The 16,708-nt window shown below is 44.0% G+C and carries 17 protein-coding genes; 3 read left to right on the top strand and 14 right to left on the bottom strand.

The features are described 5' to 3' along the window. The 11 genes from HMPREF2704_RS07440 to HMPREF2704_RS07390 form a co-directional block, all read right to left on the bottom strand. The gene (locus tag HMPREF2704_RS07440; RefSeq protein ID WP_070846116.1) at positions 1-1,839 is read right to left on the bottom strand and encodes an MFS transporter; all 1,839 of its coding nucleotides are present in this window, start codon (positions 1,837-1,839) and stop codon (positions 1-3) included. Positions 1,840-2,009: 170 nt separating this feature from the next. Further along, a complete protein-coding gene (gene cls / locus HMPREF2704_RS07435) occupies positions 2,010-3,545 on the bottom strand; it encodes a cardiolipin synthase (protein WP_070464702.1) in 1,536 nt (511 codons plus the stop codon). A 277-nt stretch (positions 3,546-3,822) separates the two neighbouring features. Beyond that, positions 3,823-4,233, bottom strand: a complete 411-nt coding sequence (locus tag HMPREF2704_RS07430) for an SP_0198 family lipoprotein (protein WP_070464705.1) — start codon at positions 4,231-4,233, stop codon at positions 3,823-3,825. 76 nt (positions 4,234-4,309) lie between these two features. Next, on the bottom strand, positions 4,310-5,542 hold the full coding sequence (locus HMPREF2704_RS07425; RefSeq protein WP_070846114.1) for a bifunctional folylpolyglutamate synthase/dihydrofolate synthase: 1,233 nt from the start codon (positions 5,540-5,542) through the stop codon (positions 4,310-4,312). 256 nt (positions 5,543-5,798) lie between these two features. Then, on the bottom strand, positions 5,799-6,104 hold the full coding sequence (locus HMPREF2704_RS07420; RefSeq protein WP_003001941.1) for a DUF1292 domain-containing protein: 306 nt from the start codon (positions 6,102-6,104) through the stop codon (positions 5,799-5,801). 22 nt (positions 6,105-6,126) lie between these two features. After that, positions 6,127-6,546: a Holliday junction resolvase RuvX gene (gene ruvX / locus HMPREF2704_RS07415; RefSeq protein WP_049474166.1), complete on the bottom strand. Its 420-nt coding sequence runs from the start codon at positions 6,544-6,546 to the stop codon at positions 6,127-6,129. Continuing rightward, positions 6,546-6,812 carry an IreB family regulatory phosphoprotein gene (locus tag HMPREF2704_RS07410; RefSeq protein ID WP_003002070.1) on the bottom strand — a complete coding sequence of 89 codons (267 nt, stop codon included), beginning with the start codon at positions 6,810-6,812 and terminating at the stop codon, positions 6,546-6,548. The genes ruvX and HMPREF2704_RS07410 overlap by 1 nt, the downstream gene beginning before the upstream one ends. A gap of 124 nt (positions 6,813-6,936) precedes the next feature. Then, complete coding sequence (locus tag HMPREF2704_RS07405; protein ID WP_003009104.1) at positions 6,937-7,533, bottom strand: SP0191 family lipoprotein; 597 nt, start codon at positions 7,531-7,533, stop codon at positions 6,937-6,939. Positions 7,534-7,668: 135 nt separating this feature from the next. After that, entirely contained in the window at positions 7,669-8,067 is a 399-nt protein-coding gene (gene spx / locus HMPREF2704_RS07400; protein WP_003009108.1) for a transcriptional regulator Spx, read from the bottom strand. An 87-nt stretch (positions 8,068-8,154) separates the two neighbouring features. Continuing rightward, a complete protein-coding gene (gene recA / locus HMPREF2704_RS07395) occupies positions 8,155-9,300 on the bottom strand; it encodes a recombinase RecA (protein WP_024054712.1) in 1,146 nt (381 codons plus the stop codon). Between the two features lie 120 nt (positions 9,301-9,420). Further along, positions 9,421-10,689, bottom strand: coding sequence for a competence/damage-inducible protein A (locus HMPREF2704_RS07390; protein ID WP_070464711.1), 1,269 nt, complete (start codon positions 10,687-10,689; stop codon positions 9,421-9,423). 376 nt (positions 10,690-11,065) lie between these two features. On the opposite strand from HMPREF2704_RS07390, the gene HMPREF2704_RS07385 reads away from it, so the two are divergent. After that, on the top strand, positions 11,066-12,097 hold the full coding sequence (locus HMPREF2704_RS07385) for a S66 family peptidase (RefSeq protein ID WP_070846112.1): 1,032 nt from the start codon (positions 11,066-11,068) through the stop codon (positions 12,095-12,097). A gap of 211 nt (positions 12,098-12,308) precedes the next feature. On the opposite strand, the gene HMPREF2704_RS07380 is transcribed toward HMPREF2704_RS07385, so the two are convergent. From HMPREF2704_RS07380 to mutL, 3 genes are read right to left on the bottom strand one after another with little or no spacing between them, the layout of a single operon-like run. Next, on the bottom strand, positions 12,309-12,875 hold the full coding sequence (locus HMPREF2704_RS07380; RefSeq protein ID WP_049523187.1) for a DNA-3-methyladenine glycosylase I: 567 nt from the start codon (positions 12,873-12,875) through the stop codon (positions 12,309-12,311). Positions 12,876-12,884: 9 nt separating this feature from the next. After that, complete coding sequence (gene ruvA, locus HMPREF2704_RS07375) at positions 12,885-13,478, bottom strand: Holliday junction branch migration protein RuvA (protein WP_013904320.1); 594 nt, start codon at positions 13,476-13,478, stop codon at positions 12,885-12,887. A 20-nt stretch (positions 13,479-13,498) separates the two neighbouring features. Then, positions 13,499-15,442, bottom strand: coding sequence for a DNA mismatch repair endonuclease MutL (gene mutL, locus HMPREF2704_RS07370; protein ID WP_070846111.1), 1,944 nt, complete (start codon positions 15,440-15,442; stop codon positions 13,499-13,501). Between the two features lie 245 nt (positions 15,443-15,687). Between mutL and HMPREF2704_RS07365 the strand changes: the two genes are divergently transcribed. Continuing rightward, positions 15,688-16,128 (top strand): LytTR family DNA-binding domain-containing protein, encoded by a 441-nt coding sequence (locus HMPREF2704_RS07365; protein WP_049482826.1) that lies wholly within the window; start codon positions 15,688-15,690, stop codon positions 16,126-16,128. Continuing rightward, positions 16,122-16,577 carry a DUF3021 domain-containing protein gene (locus tag HMPREF2704_RS07360; RefSeq protein WP_070846109.1) on the top strand — a complete coding sequence of 152 codons (456 nt, stop codon included), beginning with the start codon at positions 16,122-16,124 and terminating at the stop codon, positions 16,575-16,577. Before HMPREF2704_RS07365 ends, HMPREF2704_RS07360 begins: the two co-directional genes overlap by 7 nt. The last annotated feature ends 131 nt before the right edge of the window (positions 16,578-16,708 follow it).

Here is a 16,708-nt window from a genome sequence, read left to right as displayed (position 1 = left end):
TTAAGAGCGTTGATAGAGTTTGAAATGACGGTATTTCTTCTCAACGAGACGATAATTTTCTTTGAGCAAGTCCTTCATTTTGGAGGTCAATTCTACCTGATTATTGACCACAATATACTTGGGTTCAGACCGATCGATTTGTTGGGTTACATTTGTCCGGTTTTCATTAATCCCCAGATAAGAAGTCGGGGTCAATAAGGCAGAAGCTGCCAAACGATCACTTTCTTGATAGAGAATAGCTGTCGTATCCCAAGCATAGATGGTATCTTTGGCCTTACTATGGTTATGAATGTAGCTAGCAATAGCGCTCCGTTCACTCGATTGACCAGACTGAAGCACAACATCTTGAACCACCGGATTCGCCAACAGATAGACAAGGGCTACTAGCGGTAAGAAAACTTGGCTCGTAAAGTAAGCGGCCCAAACTTCCTTGTTTTTCTTCTTCCGACCACGACGTTCGATCCCATCGTTTTCTTCCCCATCTCGTGAGAACCAGATCGCAAACAAAGGAAGAACAAATGGCAACATCGGTAACAATTGGTAAGCTCCCTGTTCAGGAAGACCAATCGACACGATGAGGACCACCAAGCTACCTGCCCATCCCATAAAGCGGAAGATCCGGCGAGCACTGCTATTTTGCTTCGTAAAGGACATCAAAAAGGCAGAGACCAGACCAAAGGCGAGCGCCAACAGTCCATAATAAATGGCATTACTGAAGGTCTGTCCATTGCTAAAATTCAAGGCATTAAAGACATAGGTCACTTGGTTAATGGCATAACCAAAAGTCTGATTCAAAACGGTGATATAGCCAATTGGATAAAAGACGAGTGAAAAACCAAGGAGAGCTGCCAACAGTTGATAAAAACCACGCGCCCATCTCTTCTGCTTGATATTAAAGGCTGTTAAACCAAGGAAGGCCAATAAATAAAACAGGGCACTGGTCATCGGATCAATCAAGAAAGCCACGGCCGCAATCGCACCGTAAAGGATAAAGCCTTCGTCCTTACGATGCCCAATCAGATAAGCCAAAATGAAATTCATGCTGGCAAATAGGATTGGAAGGCTAAACAAGGTCACATAAGTCCCTCCAAAACCAAGGCCTAGCACCAAGAAATAAAAGAGTAGCTGGACATTCTTCGCTGTATCTTTATCAGACACCAACAGGCGCACAACCCGATAGAGATAAGTACCCGCAAAGAAGAGGGCAATCGCTTGGAGGATCATCAAGATCCAATGTCCACCAGCTAAACTTCCCAACCAGTTGATCGCATAATAGAGAAGACCATTGGTTCCGTAAAAATCACCAAACGGGACTTGACCTTTGGTCATTGCCCAGCCAGCATACAAGTTTTGAGATTGCTGATCGGTTGCAAAACGGGTCAAAAATGGGACCCCGACATGCAGCAAACTAATCAAGAGACTCAATACAAAAGGAATCGCTAGGGGCACTGGACGCTTGGATTGACGACGGATCTGCTCAACTGCCACATCTGCTTCTAGCTCTTCCGTATCCTCTTCTACCTTAGATGCTTCCGCTTTTGTCGCTTCAACTCCCGCCTTACGGGAACGACGACTCATCCGACTGAGCGTTTGCTCCGCTTCCTGTTCCGATTCTTGTGTAGGTTCTGCTACTGCTTCTGGCTTGGTATCACTAATGGACTCTGATACCTCCATTGCAACCGGCTCCTCCAAGACTTCTGCCTGCTGGCTATGAGTCGGTTCTTCTTCACGAAAAATCGATTTATCCAGCACTTCGCGAATTTCACGTGTATCCTGGAAACTATCTCCCACATGAATCCCTAATTTTTTCGAAGTCATTTCTTGCTCTTTTTCGCTCATTCTTTTTCCTTTTCTTCACTATTCCTCTGCTTTTCCTTTTAGAAAAAAGCTCATTATCTTCTCTAGTATACCAAATTCTGCCGACCATGTCAGCCTCTTGCCACATAGTCCTATGGAAAAAGAGTCAGATCTCTCAGCTTCTGACTCTTTCTTCTGTATTCCCACACCTATTACAACATCGGTGCGAACAATTGCATAATTTCCTTGATTAAGCTTTGGTGCCATGTAAAGCGGAAGGTATCTTCCGTGATTTCTTGGGATACTTCAAAGATGTGGTCAAAATCCGCCCGAATCTCTTTCAGAGCAGGCGTCCGATACATCCAAACCGCATTTTCATAGTGATGGACCAGACTGCGGTAATCAAAGTTAATCGACCCTACAACCGCCATTTCATCATCGGCAAGAACTTGCTTACTGTGGACAAAACCAGGCGTGTACTCATAGATTTTCACACCAGCATCCATCAGATCCAAGTAAGCCCCACGCGTAACAATTTGGATCAATTTTTTATCCGGAATATGCGGGGTCACGATGCGAACATCCACCCCACGAAGGGCCGCATTGCGGATATCTTCTGTCAAATCATAATCGATGATCAAGTAAGGAGTCGTGATATAGACGTAATCCGTCGCTTGGTTGATCATATTTTGATAAACCGTCTTTCCGACCTGCGACTTGTAAATCGGCTTTGGTCCACTCCCATAGGGAATGTAGAGCCCTTCTCCTTCGACCGCCTTATTTTCAATATGGTAGCGGTCAAAATCCTCGATTTCCCCACGGTTGATGTACCAGTTCATGAGGAAGAGTCGCGTTAAGGCCTTAACAGCTCGTCCATCTAAACGGATGGCACTGTCCTTCCAGTGACCAAACCGCTCAATGTGGTTGATGTACTCGTCTGCCAAATTGACACCACCCGTATAGCCGATCTGCCCATCAATGACCAGAATCTTGCGGTGGTCTCGGTTGTTATATGCCACTGTTAGACGGGGGATCACCTTGTTAAATTTATGGGCATCAATTCCCATCTTTCGCAACCGTTTGGTATAGTTCCCTGCCAAGGTCGCCATACAGCCGATATCGTCATAAAGGAGTTTGACTTCGACCCCATCTTTCACTTTCTGCTCTAAAATCTCTAGGATACTGTTCCACATCAAGCCCTCATCAATGATGTAAAACTCGATGAAGATAAATTTTTTCGCCGCTCTCAGATCCTCTAGTAGTTGCGCATACATGTCCTCTCCTAGAGGATAAAAGGTTGACGCCGTCCCATTGTAGAGATCCGCATTGTGGTCCATGGACAAAATCGACTTGACCAAGCCATAAACTGCCTTGCTTTCTTGCTTGAGCTCCTTACCCAACTGATGACTATTGTCCTCTCGAAACTTCATGGACTCCATATTTTTCAGCTGGATCATTTCCTTTTTGGACAAACGCCGCTCTCCAAACATGAGGTATAAAAGCGATCCAAAGACAGGAATGACGGCAATCAAGAGCCAGGTCACCTTATTTTCAGGCGGGGTATTTCGATTAACAATAGCTAAGATTGTCGACACATATAAGAGCCCAATGACTGCAACAGATAGCCAATGAGGGAACCATCTATTAAGCCAGAAGAAGGCCGCAAAGGATGCCCATAGTTCAAAGCCCATAAACAAAATACTAAATCCATATTTGGACATTAATAGACGTAATTTTCGAAAGGTCACAGCATCCTCCTTTTTTTCTTTCTACTAGTATACCAATTCTTTTTACCCGTTGCAACGACCAACCAAGCCCCTTCTAGACAAACAAAAAGAGAGTGGGACAAAAATCCTAGCCTCTCAATTTTCTTTGGATTGTCGAGCAAGACGCAGTGGTTGAGTGGGCTCTACTACGCTGATTTCATCAGCTTTTACAGCCCTACTCAACTGTGCGGAGGTGGGACGACGAAATCGAATTCTAACGAATTACCGATTTCTGTCCCACTCTCTCTTGTTTCGTCCCTTATTGCTTGGTTAAAACGATAATCCCTTGATCATCCTCTGCTTGCTCCAGATCTTCTAGCGACAACTGATTCCCTTCGATCCGATAGCGATAGGGTTCATCCCCGATACGCATGGATTGATTGACCGGATCAATACTGACCTCTTTGGTCTCTTCTTCTCCATCAGCATCTTGCACCGTAAACGTGCCTTTTCGACCCGTCACCACCAAGAGGATCGTATTTTCCTCGTCCTGTCCACGATAACTGCCATCTATGGACACCCCTTGCTCTGACTTTTCACTGGTCGAAGCCACTGTCTCAGATGAATGTGAGCTAGCGCTACTTGAGGCTTTTGGCGTTTGTTCTTGCTGGCTACAAGCAGTCAGGAAAAGGGCTACTGCCAAGGTCAGTATAGACATGATTTTTTTCATTAAGATCGGCTCCTTTCGCCATAACCGTATACTATCTACCACCAGTATACGCCAAGAAAGTCTTTAGGTCAATTGTTTACCCCTCTAATAAAAATGCCCTTACTTCTGCAATAAAATACAAGGAACCTGTCACAAATAAAACCTCATCTGAAGGACTCTGATCCATAAACTCTTTGATATAGGCCTTGTAGTCAGCTACATAGGGCAAGTCTTGTCGGTCACCTTGTGCCACCACTTCCCCGTAATGGAAGGTTGTCAAAATCAATTCAGCTTCTGGCAATCCCGCTTGAAGCGTTTGGAGCATCCCGCTATAATCTTTTCGCTTGAGGGCTCCAAATAAAATCTTCACGCGCTTTCCTGCTAAGCTATTGGCAAACTCGATCAAGCGCAACATAGCATGAGGATTATGAGCGCCATCCAGATACACCTGGTCACCAAACAACTCTAGACGGCCCGGCCACCGCGTCTCTTGCAAGGCGTGCTTGACCTGCTCCATATCCACTTCTTCATCTAGGCCCTCCATATAGAGGAAAAAGGCCTCCAAAGCTACTGCAGCATTTTCCCGTTGGTAATCACCCTTCAAACCCAGAGACGGCAAGACAAGTTCCACGTTTTCATTCCAAAAACGATCCTGCTCTAAGCCAAAATCGTTCTGGAAGGCGTAGAGATCCACATCCAATTGCTCGGCTCTGTCTTGACAAACAGCTGTAGCCTCAGCAGGCAAAGGGCCCACAACAGCCTTCTTGCCCTTCTTAAAGATTCCTGCCTTTTGCTGGGCGATTTCTGCAATCGTCCCTCCCAGTGTTTCCTGGTGATCCAGGCCAACCGAAGTGATCACTGCGATCTCTCCCGTCACTACGTTGGTGGTATCTAGAAGCCCACCGATACCAACTTCCAATAAGACCACGTCCACAGCTTGTTCCTTAAAATACAAGAGGGCCATGAGGCAGATAATCTCAAAATAAGAGAGTTGGTCCTGGGTTTGAAGCAAGGTCTGCTCCATTTGTTGGACTTCTTGGCCAATCCGAGTAAAATCTTCATCTGAAATCGGCTGATCCCCAATACAAATCCGATCATGGATACTGATCATATGAGGAGAAGTAAAGGTCCCAACCTTCTTCCCATGAGCCATCAACAATTGACGCAGAAAGGCGATTGTGGATCCCTTCCCATTGGTTCCTGTCACATGAAGGATCGGATAAGCCTTATCCGGCCTTCCTAAAAGGCTCACTGCCTTCTCCATACGATCCAGTCCCGATCGAAAATTCAGACCGATCCGACTATTCATCCATTGCTCAATCTTATTCACATCTTCCTCCTAAAAGAAAAAAGCGACAAAACCTCTTCTGACGTTTGCGCTCCTTTCCTTTGTAGTTATTTCGTTCTCATTTTTACAGCAAGTCCATCGGACTTCCTGCTTTTTCTTGCTTCTTAAAGCAGGGCTAAAAACATCCACCGGACTTACTTGCGGTCTTCATTTCTAGCGCAAGGCTAAAAACATCCACTGGATGTTTCAACTCTTTCTAGTTTCTAGGAGTTGAGGTGATACAGTCTCCCAGACTGTATCACTCCTCCATAAAGCTGTTGAAGACTTCTTCGATCATATCCCATTCTGCATCTGAGTCTTCTGGGATTGGTTGAAGGTCGCCTTCTGTTCCGTCTTCGTTTTCTGTAAATGAATAAGCTTGGATTTCAACTTCGCCGTTTTCATCTTCTTCTGCATTTGCAGGGATCAAAAGGACATAGTTCTTTCCAAACTCTTCTTTGCCATCGATGGTCAAAAGAATTTCAAACAAGGTTTCATTTCCTTGTTCATCCACCAATGTGATTAATTCACGTTCTTCATGGTCGTGGTTATGATCATGTGCCATACTATTCTTCCTCGTTTTCTTTCTAAAAATTACGATCTAAATAATTTTGTAAAATGAGCTGTGCCGCTAGCTTATCAATAACTTTTTTGCGTTTGCTACGGCTAATATCTGCTTGCTCGATCAACATCCGCTCTGCAGCAACTGTCGTCAACCGTTCGTCTTGGTAGTCGACTGGCAACCCAAACTTATCAGCAATCATCGTGCCGTAAGCCTGACTGGCTTCCACACGTGGTCCGCTGGTATTGTTCATGTTTTTCGGCAAGCCCACAACAAAACGGTCCACCTTGTATTGAGCTACTAATTCGGCTAAGCGCTCCAAACCGAATTCTTTTTTGTCTTCATCGATTTGGATGATTTCAAGACCCTGAGCTGTAAAACCGAGAGGATCACTCACAGCAACCCCGACAGTCTTTGAGCCAACATCCAATCCCATAATTCTCATTAGAGGTCTATTCCTTGCCCTTTCAAATAATAACGTACCAATTCTTCCACGATCTCGTCTCGTTCATATTTACGAATTTGGTTCCGTGCATTATTATAACGAGGTACATAGGCAGGATCACCACTGAGTACGTATCCTACGATTTGATTAATTGGATTGTAGCCTTTTTCATCCAGTGACAAGTAAACATCTTTCAAGGTCTCGCTAATTTCCTTACGATTTGAATCATCAAGATTAAAACGTACTGTTTCATCTGTAAATCCCACAAGAACACCCTCTTTCCTTAGAATATTACTATTATACCATAATCAAGAGTTTTCCACAACGGTCAAGCCCTTGATTTTACAGCTTTTTCAAGCATTTTTGAGCTATTTCAGTTAAACTGTTTTTTTATTTTTGCTCACTTGCTCCAGCATTGATGAGATTGTCCGCAAATTGACTCGGTGTCAGCTTCAACAACTCTGGTAAGTGATTGTTTTTGAAGTAGGTCATGCCTTCAGCCTTCTTCACATCCATTGCTTCAAAATCATAGGTGATGGTTACCTTGTATTCATTCTCGTTTTCCAAGGTCAAATCAGCTGTGAAACCTGGCACTGTCAAAGCTTCCTTAAAGGCATCGTCCTTGTTAAAGGATTCTCTCAATTGCTTTTGTGCTTCCTCGACTCCAACCTGTTGGATCCCTTTTTTCAACTCCTCATCGGTTGCCGTCACATTGATGGTCTCCAACTTTTTAAAGGTATTCCCCACATAGGTGACGATTTGCGTCTGTTGTGTCCCCTTGTCATCTTTTGGAAAAACAAAGGTTCTAGTGATGACCTTATTTTCTTCAGCTTTTTGTAAGATACTCTTATTATCCTTTTGTAGCTGTTCTGCTTTTGCTTGGATTGCCTTTTGCTCACTTGAGGTTGGCGTTTTCACTTGCTTTTTTTGACCACATCCTGTCAAACACAAGGCAAGTGCACCCAATAAGAAGATTTTCCTTTTCATTTTCCATTCCTTACTAGTTATTGTTTTCTAAAATATTGTATCATAGATTTCGTAAAATGGTGCAGTAAACTGCTTTTCATTCCGATTTTTAACAAGAAAAAATCAGAAACAAATTGTTTCTGATTTTCAATCACTTTAAAGAGCTGCACGCATCCGCGCTTCTGCATTTTCTACATTTCGAACTGATCGTGGCAAGAAGGCACGAATATCGTCTTCTTTGTAGCCCACTTGGAGACGTTTGTCATCTACCAAGATCGGACTTTTAAGAATACGAGGTGTTTCCATGATGATGTCAATGACTTCATTGACACTCAAGTCTTCAATGTCCACTCCTAGATTTTTAGCGTATCGATTTTTTGAAGAGACAATACTTGCCACTCCATTTTCAGTCTTTGTAAGGATATCCAATAATTCTTCTTTGGTGATCCCTTCCTTACCGAGGTTTTGTTCTTTATAGGTTAGCTGATGAGCGTTGAGCCAAGTCTTTGCTTTTTTACAGCTGGTGCAACTTGACACTGTATAAATTTTAATCATGCATGCACTCCTTTCGCTACACGATAATACTATCGTATTAAATTATAACACAAAAACCATCAGTCTAGCGACCTATTTTGAAAAAAATTAATCTTCAATTTCAATCGCGTCATCTAAATCTAGAGTTACTTCTTCTACGACAGGAGCTGCTTCTTCAGTTTTATCAAGGGTTTTCACTGCTTCGTCTTCTTCGATCAAACCAAAATGAACCCGAACCTTGTGGTCGATTTCGTCAAAAATTTCTGGGTGGTCAGCCAAGAATTTCTTAGCATTTTCAGATCCTTGACCAATTTTTTCGCCATTATAGGAGTACCACGCACCCGCTTTTTGGATGATATCCAAATCTGTTGCAATCTTCACCAATTCACCTGTACGTGAAATTCCTTCCCCGTACATGATTTCAACCATGGCTTCTTTGAATGGTGGAGCTACCTTGTTCTTCACAACCTTGATCTTGGTTTCCTTACCAACGTTGGTATCTTTTTGGTCCCCAGTCCCCTTGATTTGAGTATTTCCACGAACATCTAGACGGACAGAAGCGTAGAATTTCAGGGCACGACCACCAGGTGTGGTTTCAGGGTTCCCAAACATGACCCCAACTTTTTCACGCAATTGGTTGATAAAGATAGCAATGGTCTTGGTCTTGTTAATAGAAGCTCCAAGCTTACGCATCGCTTGGCTCATCATCCGCGCTTGCAAACCAACGTGGCTATCCCCGATATCGCCATCGATTTCTGCGCGTGGGACCAAGGCCGCAACAGAGTCGATAACGACCAAATCAACGGCACCAGAGTCAATCAATTTACCAGCAATTTCAAGTCCTTGTTCTCCTGAGTCTGGTTGAGACAAGAGGAGTTCATCAATATTAACCCCAAGAGCTGCAGCATAAGATGGGTCCAAGGCATGCTCGGCATCGATAAAGGCAGCAATGCCTCCTTCTTTCTGTGCTTGCGCTACTGCATGGAGGGCAACGGTTGTTTTACCAGATGATTCTGGACCATAGATTTCGATGATCCGACCTTTTGGATAACCACCAGCACCCAAGGCAATATCAAGCGCCAAGGAACCAGAGCTCATGACTTGAACTTTTTGCTCTGCGCGTTCACCCAAACGCATGATGGATCCTTTACCAAAGTCTTTTTCGATTAACTTCAGGGCATCGTTGAGCGCTTTTTCACGCTCGTCTCCAAATTTCTTAGAGATATCATCTAATTTTTTCTGTTTTTTCGCCATTCTTTTCTCCTATGTTTTTGCTATACAGGAAATACATGCAACTCACTGACGTTTTCCGTCCTTTGAAAGGCACATTTCCTATCCATCTTTAGAATTATTCTTCATTTGGCACAAGCTTCATTATACCAAATTTTCACCATTTAATACAGCCAAGCGCACCAAATTAAAGGCATGAAGGACTGCAATTTCGCGGACATCAGCTCGGCTACGTCCGGCGATATTGACTTGGACACTATCCACTCCATTTGGAGTCGCAAGTCCGATAAAGACGGTCCCTGCTGGGTGCCCTTCTAGACTATCTGGCCCCGCAACTCCGGTCAGGCTAACACCATAATCGGATCCTGTTAACTTACGGGCCTGTGAAGCCATGGCTTGAGCTGTAAAATGAGACACCACTCCATGTTGCTCTAACTCTTGAGCTGGAATAGACAACATCTTGCTTTTTTCTTCCAAACTATAGGTGACAAAACCACCCGCGAAGATGCTGGACGCCCCTGAAAAATCTGCCAAAGTCGCTTGGAACAGGCCAGCCGTCAGGCTTTCTGCAGCTGTAATGGTCTTACCAGTCCCTTTCAAGAGATCAAAGGCAACCTTGGCCATCGAATTGTCATCTCCATAACCGTAAAACAACTCTTGCAAGGGTTGATGATCCAGAGTATGACGGGATAAGATTTCCTTTTCTAAGACATCGAGCTTAGCATCCGCTGAGGCTTGATCCTTCGCCTTTGTAGATAGACGCAAGGTTACTTCTCCCGTCTTGGCATAAGGGGCAACCGTCGGATCACTCTGCTTTTCAATGATATCTGCTAGGATCGTAACTAGCTGGCTTTCCCCAATCCCAAAGAAGCGCAAGACTCTTGAAAAAAGCTCTTCCCCTGTTGTCAAATGAGGCACCAATTGTTCATTGACCATGGGTTTTAACTCACTTGGTGGACCAGGTAGAACGACATAGGTCACACCATTGACTTCAATCAAACCTCCAACCGCGAGACCTGTACGGTTTTGAAGGGGGATTGAACCGGCAATCAATTGTGCTTGTCGCTCATTATTGGGCGTCCGGACATAATCAGGGCGACTTGCAAAGAAGGTGTCGAGTTTGGCAAGCGCTGTCGGATCAAAAACCAGTTCTTTCCCTAAAAACTTAGCAAGGGTTTGCTTGGTCAAATCATCCTCTGTTGGCCCAAGTCCACCACATAAAATCACCAAATCACTGCGTTTTGAAGCTGTCTCAATGGTCGAGAAGAGACGACCTTCATTGTCTCCTACCGCCACATGATAATAGACATCAATCCCTAAACTAGCTAATTTTTCAGACAAGAATTGCGCATTGGTATTGACAATCTGTCCTGTGAGAATTTCGGTTCCCACTGCAATGATCTCTGCTTTCATAACGCCTCCACTTATACTATTCGTAATTTTCATTTCATTTTAACACAATTTCCTAAATTATTTAAAAAACAGATTGAAGATAAAGTCCATTTTGGACAACTTTCTTCAATCTTTTTCTTTTAGAGTATAAAGTGAAAAATTCTTAGAAACACTATTACATCAACATTCCCAAGAGTTTTAACTATGTGGCAATCAACTTCTAAAGGGCTATTTTCTATTGTTGATAGAGCTTATCTATATTCTGAAGCAACCATATCGAGCGGTTGCTTTTTTACTTCTTTCTTGATCTAAAAGCCTTCTTCTGGCTCTAATTCTTGTTGTTTCCCCTCATTTTTTGTGATACAATAGCATCAATTTATTTCTAGGAGGATGAGATATGGTTTCTACTATTGGTATTATAAGTTTATCTAGTGGGATTATCGGAGAGGACTTTGTCAAGCACGAAGTGGACTTGGGAGTCCAACGACTCAAAGACCTCGGACTCAATCCTATCTTTTTACCTCATTCACTAAAAGGCTTAGACTTTATCAAAGAACATCCCGAAGCTCGTGCAGAGGATTTGATTCAGGCATTTTCTGATGATGGTATCGACATGATCCTATGTGCCATCGGTGGAAACGATACCTATCGCTTGCTACCTTATCTTTTTGAAAATGACCAACTACAAAAGGTCATCAAACAAAAGATTTTTCTTGGCTTCTCGGATACGACTATGAACCATCTCATGTTGCATAAACTAGGAATCAAGACTTTTTACGGGCAATCCTTTTTAGCAGACATTTGTGAGTTAGACAAAGAAATGTTGCCATATAGCCGCCACTACTTTAAAGAATTGATTGAGACTGGAAAAATCTCAGAAATTCGCCCTAGTAACGTTTGGTATGAGGAACGGACTGATTTTAGTCCCAAAGCCTTGGGAACACCTCGTGTCAGCCACGCAAATACAGGTTTTGACTTGTTACAAGGCAATGCTCAGTTTGAGGGAGAAATCCTCGGTGGTTGTCTTGAGTCTCTCTATGATATTTTTGACAACTCTTTACACGCAGACAGCACGGACCTCTGCCAAAAATACAAACTTTTCCCTGACTTGTCAGACTGGGAAGGAAAGATCCTCTTGCTAGAAACTAGCGAAGAAAAGACTAATCCTGACGACTTCAAAAAGATGTTGCAGACTTTAAAGGCCACGGGCATATTCGCGGTCATCAGTGGACTCTTGGTCGGAAAACCTATGGATGAAACTTTCTATGACGACTATAAAGAAGCACTATTGGATATCATTGATAGCAATATCCCGATTGTCTATAATCTGAATGTCGGACATGCAACTCCAAGAGCAATTGTCCCCTTCGGAGTCCACGCCCATGTAGATGCAACGGAGCAAGTCATTCGCTTTGACTATAACAAATAAGAGGCTGGGACAAAAGTCCTAGCCTCTTATTTATCTTTGGATTGTCGAGCAAGACGCAGTGGTTGAGTGGGCTCTACTACGCTGATTTCATCAGCTTTTACAGCCCTACTCAACTGTGCGGAGGTGGGACGACGAAATCGAATTCTAACGAATTACCGATTTCTGTCCCACTCTCTTTTTCTATATTCTCTGATGTTCTAGTCATCTAAAGTTACTTATTTCCACTTTTCCATTCACAATCATTCTCATGGTCATCAACCAATCCTGCTGCTTGTAGGTAGGATAAAACTGCGACTGGTCCGGTGAACTTAAAACCACGCTTTTTGAGGTCCTTGGCTAGCTTCTCAGAAAGAGCTGTCTTCGCTGGTGCTTGACTGTAATCCGGGACATCATTGTTGATGGTTTTCCCCTCAACAAAAGACCAGAGATAGGCATCAAAAGAGCCGAATTTCGCCTGGACTTGTAAAAAGGCCTGGGCGTTGGCCCGTGTCGCAAAGATCTTCGCTCGATTTCGAATAATGGCTGGATTGTCTAACAAAGCTTCCAGCTCCTCGTCCGTCATGTCTGCAACACCTTGAAGGTGGTAGCTATGAAAAGCCTCACGGAAAGCTTGACGTTTATTGAGCACCGTTTCCCAAGATAGACCGGCCTGATAAGTCTCCATACAGAGCAACTCAAAAAGGGCCTGGTCATCATGGAGGGGCCGACCCCATTCTTCATCGTGGTAGGCTACATAGAGCGGATTGGTCATTTTGACCCAGCCACAACGTTTTGGCATAGGAACCTCCTATTTGACCAACATCTTCAGGGCAGACTTGATGTAGTTTTCAGCAGTATCAGAAGTTCCTTCAAAGAATTTCTTGATTTTCTTGAGTTCCGTTGCCTTGTAGCCCAATGCCAACATGGCTTCCATGGCTTCTTCAAGGGCTTGGTTTTCTTCTGCAACTTTGGCTTTGGACTGAGCCGGTGCATCTTCTAGATCAAGATTGATCTTACCTTCTAGGTCCAAAACCATCTGTTGGGCTGTTTTCTTACCGATCTTCGGAAACTTGGTCAAGTAGGTGATGTTCTTGCTTTCGATGGCTTGGACAAGGCCTGCATTGTCATCTGCAGCAATGATAGCCAAAGCTGAGACAGGTCCAATCCCAGAGACTGAGATCAAGTTTAAAAAGAGCTGTTTCTCTTCTTCGGTTGCAAAACCATAAAGAAGGTGGGCATCTTCACGGACCACTTGGTGCAGGTAGACTTGTACCTCTTGATTCATTTTGCCAGAGTAGGCATAGGGATTGGCCACATGCAAGAGATAGCCTATTCCAGCTGTTTCTACCACGATGTATTTGGCGGTGATTTTTGTTAAGATTCCTTTAATGTATTCGTACATAATCTTCCTTTATTGTTTGATTAATATTTGCCCAATTCCCGTAAACTGGTGTGATTTTCCTGAATGCGTCGGAACATCTTTTCCATATCTGACTTGGTAAAGTTAACCAAGACCGGACGACCGTGAGGGCAGTTATAAGGGTTGTCACATTGGGACAATTGGTAGATCAGATCCCGTGCCGAGTAATCGTCCAGTGTGTGGTTGGCCTTGATGGAGCGTTTGCAAGACATCATGATGGCCAACTCAGCCCGGTATTTCTTGATGGACACTTCCTTGGTCAAAAGGAGCATATCACACATTTCATAGATGCCCGACTCGATCTCTTCTTCCTTCATCCAGATCGGATGCTCCCGTAAGATCAACTGGTTGGCTCCGTATTCTTCTAAATAGACGCCCACTTCTTCTAAGAGGTGCTTGCGCTGTTGCAGGCGGATCAGATCGTCTGTAGGGAATTCAAAGATATAAGGCACTAGCAGTTGTTGTTGACTGCCGTCCACATCCCCGATACTCTCCCGGTATTCTTCGTATTTGACCCGCTCTTGAGCCGCGTGCTGGTCAATGATATAAAGGCCCCCATTTCCTTGGGCAAAGAGATAGGTTCCATGCATCTGACCAAAATATTCTAACTCTGGGAAGGTCGAATGTTCTTCCCCATCCAACTTATCATAGGCCTTGTCTAGACTAGCCAGATCCAACTCTGGGTGATCCAGTTCATCATAAACCACAGTCTTTCTTTCCGCAAACTTGATCGCACTTGTCGGTTTTTCTACTGGGTTTTCTTGGATTCTAGCTTCAGTAGCAGTCTCATCTGCTAGAGGCAGTTGAGGATCTGCCACTTCTGGTCGAAGTTTGAAATCTTGACTTTCTCGATCATAATAGAGGCGGTTTTCCTTTAAAGGCAGGGTCGTCTGTACTGGCTTTTCTGTTCGGCGAATGGTCGACTTGGCTAGATTTTCTAGAGCATCCGGAATCAGGTCCTGCTCTTTCAAAGCATTCGCAATCGCTTGGGAAATCAAGGCCATCAGTTCTCGTTCTTTGGAGATACGAACCTCTTGCTTGGTCGGGTGAACATTGACATCCGCTAAGTAAGGGTCTATCTGGATATTAATGATCGCGAGCGGAAAGCGCCCCACCATGAGTTTACTGCCGTAGCCGTCTAAAATAGCTCGATTGAGCAAGAAATTCTTGATGTAACGGCCGTTGATAAAGAGACTGATGTAATTGCGATTGGCACGAGTCAATTCAGGCAAAGACACAAAGCCCGTCACTTCAAAATCTAGGTCACGATTTTCAATGGCCACCATCTTCTTAGCAGACGCAAGGCCATAGACACCCGCAATCGCTTGCCGGAGATTGCCAGTCCCCGCTGTTTTGGTCATTTCTTTTCCATCATTGATCAAGGTAAAGGCAATCTCAGGATGGGCCAAACTCAAGCGGTTGAGAATATCTACGATATGGGACAGCTCTGCCTGCTGGCTCTTTAAATACTTGAGACGAGCAGGGGTATTAAAAAAGAGATCTTCTACTGTAATCTTGGTCCCGACAGGGCTTGTCGCTGGCTCCAATTCCTCAATTTCACCACCCTTTGCGACCAATTTGGTCCCGTGGGCAGCTCCTTCTTGAGCCGTTAGAAGGGTTAGAATACTAACAGAAGCAATGGAAGGCATGGCCTCGCCACGAAAACCAAGGGTTCGAATGCGAAAAAGATCCGCTTGATTCTTGATCTTACTGGTCGCATGTCGACGAAGGGCCAGAGCGACCTCATCATGCGCAATTCCTTCCCCATTGTCTGTGATCCGAATCGACTTCAATCCTGCTTCTTCGATTTCAACGACGATCTGGCTAGCTCCAGCATCGATCGAGTTTTCAACCAATTCCTTTACCACACTAGCAGGTCGTTCAATTACTTCACCTGCCGCAATCTGGTTGGCTAGGACTTCTGGCAATTCAATAATCTGTGACATAGCTGCTCCTTTACCTTTTTTCACCGATACATGTAGCTCTATTATACCACAGATCCACAGGACTCCCTTTCTTAAAAAATGGAGGCTAGCCCCATCTTCTTCCCTAAAAACCGCATAGGCAAAGAAAATGACCACATAAACAAATCCCCTTGTCTTCCCTTTGGAAAAAGTGTTTAATAGTAGTGTAAAGAAGGAGCCGGGCTAGCAGGCTAACCGACTTTACCTAAGGAGGGAGAAAATATCTTATGAAAGTAGAAGTACACATTGATTCCCACTTCCAAGAAGAAGCGGTGACGATTACAGCACCTACACTATCTACGCGTGTAGAGAGAATCCGTGACTTTGTGGAAGAATTGGATCAAAAAGGGCGCTTACGTGCCAAAAAGGATGGGGAGGCTTACCTGATCGAAAGCCAGCTATTCCAACGTTTTTACATTGAAAATCGGCAAGTGATTGGTGAGACCATGACAGATCAATTTATCCTGACTGGACCACTCTATCAACTATCTGAAGACTTACCGACCTTCTTTCTCAAAATTTCCCAATCTGAAATTATCAACACAAAAGAAATCGATCACCTGCACTTCACTAGTGGAGGATCGGTTCAAATCCATCTTAAAAATGGGAGCCTGACCTACTCCTCCCGTCGTTATTTAAAAGCCATTAAGGAGAAATTATCATGCTAAAACAATCATTTTCTGACGCCCTAAAAGGGATTCTCATCGGGCTCATCCTATCCATCTTCTTTTCCTACCACTTCTCAGCAGAGTTGTACCTTCCCTTAAGTCCCAACTCTGCAGTCGGCCGCTGGATGTTCTTGCATCATGTTCACGGCTCACTGGTCATGCTCTATTGCGTCCTCGTTTGGGGTGCGATTGGGGTCCTCTTTAGCTTGGGAAGTCTCCTCTTTCAAAAAGACTGGAGCCTCTTGCGGGCTACTTTGAGCCATTACCTACTCATGTTACTTGGCTTTATTCCCCTAGCTACCTTGGCCGGCTGGTTCCCAGCACGACTAGGATTTTACCTCTCGCTCATTGTCGAATTCACCCTCGTTTATGTGATCATCTGGTTGGTCTCTTATCATTTTTACAAAAAACAAGTCCAAGAAATCAATCAAAGCATTACTAACCACTAAAAGAAAAGATCCTCGCCGTCACGAGGATCTGAAAGTGGAGATAAGCTGTTCTTTTATACAAATCTAATAAATTCTATAAAAATTATACTCGTTATAGTTATTCAATCATCTACTGAAACTTTCCGCTGTGA

The organism is Streptococcus sp. HMSC076C09 (assembly GCF_001837905.1).
In the GTDB taxonomy this organism is placed as follows: domain Bacteria; phylum Bacillota; class Bacilli; order Lactobacillales; family Streptococcaceae; genus Streptococcus; species Streptococcus parasanguinis_I.
Note: the sequence above shows the minus strand (reverse complement) of the source record. Positions and strands in the feature narration are given on the sequence as shown.

Excerpts from the sequence above, each read along its gene's own strand:
- recA (WP_024054712.1), bottom strand. The coding sequence starts at position 9,300 with ATGGCGAAAAAACAGAAAAAATTAGATGATATCTCTAAGAAATTTGGA.
- HMPREF2704_RS07365 (WP_049482826.1), top strand. The coding sequence starts at position 15,688 with ATGAAAGTAGAAGTACACATTGATTCCCACTTCCAAGAAGAAGCGGTG.
- spx (WP_003009108.1), bottom strand. The coding sequence starts at position 8,067 with ATGATTAAAATTTATACAGTGTCAAGTTGCACCAGCTGTAAAAAAGCA.
- HMPREF2704_RS07405 (WP_003009104.1), bottom strand. The coding sequence starts at position 7,533 with ATGAAAAGGAAAATCTTCTTATTGGGTGCACTTGCCTTGTGTTTGACA.
- HMPREF2704_RS07390 (WP_070464711.1), bottom strand. The coding sequence starts at position 10,689 with ATGAAAGCAGAGATCATTGCAGTGGGAACCGAAATTCTCACAGGACAG.
- ruvX (WP_049474166.1), bottom strand. The coding sequence starts at position 6,546 with ATGAGAATTATGGGATTGGATGTTGGCTCAAAGACTGTCGGGGTTGCT.
- HMPREF2704_RS07385 (WP_070846112.1), top strand. The coding sequence starts at position 11,066 with ATGGTTTCTACTATTGGTATTATAAGTTTATCTAGTGGGATTATCGGA.
- HMPREF2704_RS07380 (WP_049523187.1), bottom strand. The coding sequence starts at position 12,875 with ATGCCAAAACGTTGTGGCTGGGTCAAAATGACCAATCCGCTCTATGTA.
- HMPREF2704_RS07430 (WP_070464705.1), bottom strand. The coding sequence starts at position 4,233 with ATGAAAAAAATCATGTCTATACTGACCTTGGCAGTAGCCCTTTTCCTG.
- mutL (WP_070846111.1), bottom strand. The coding sequence starts at position 15,442 with ATGTCACAGATTATTGAATTGCCAGAAGTCCTAGCCAACCAGATTGCG.
- HMPREF2704_RS07360 (WP_070846109.1), top strand. The coding sequence starts at position 16,122 with ATGCTAAAACAATCATTTTCTGACGCCCTAAAAGGGATTCTCATCGGG.
- HMPREF2704_RS07420 (WP_003001941.1), bottom strand. The coding sequence starts at position 6,104 with ATGGCACATGATCATAACCACGACCATGAAGAACGTGAATTAATCACA.
- ruvA (WP_013904320.1), bottom strand. The coding sequence starts at position 13,478 with ATGTACGAATACATTAAAGGAATCTTAACAAAAATCACCGCCAAATAC.
- HMPREF2704_RS07440 (WP_070846116.1), bottom strand. The coding sequence starts at position 1,839 with ATGAGCGAAAAAGAGCAAGAAATGACTTCGAAAAAATTAGGGATTCAT.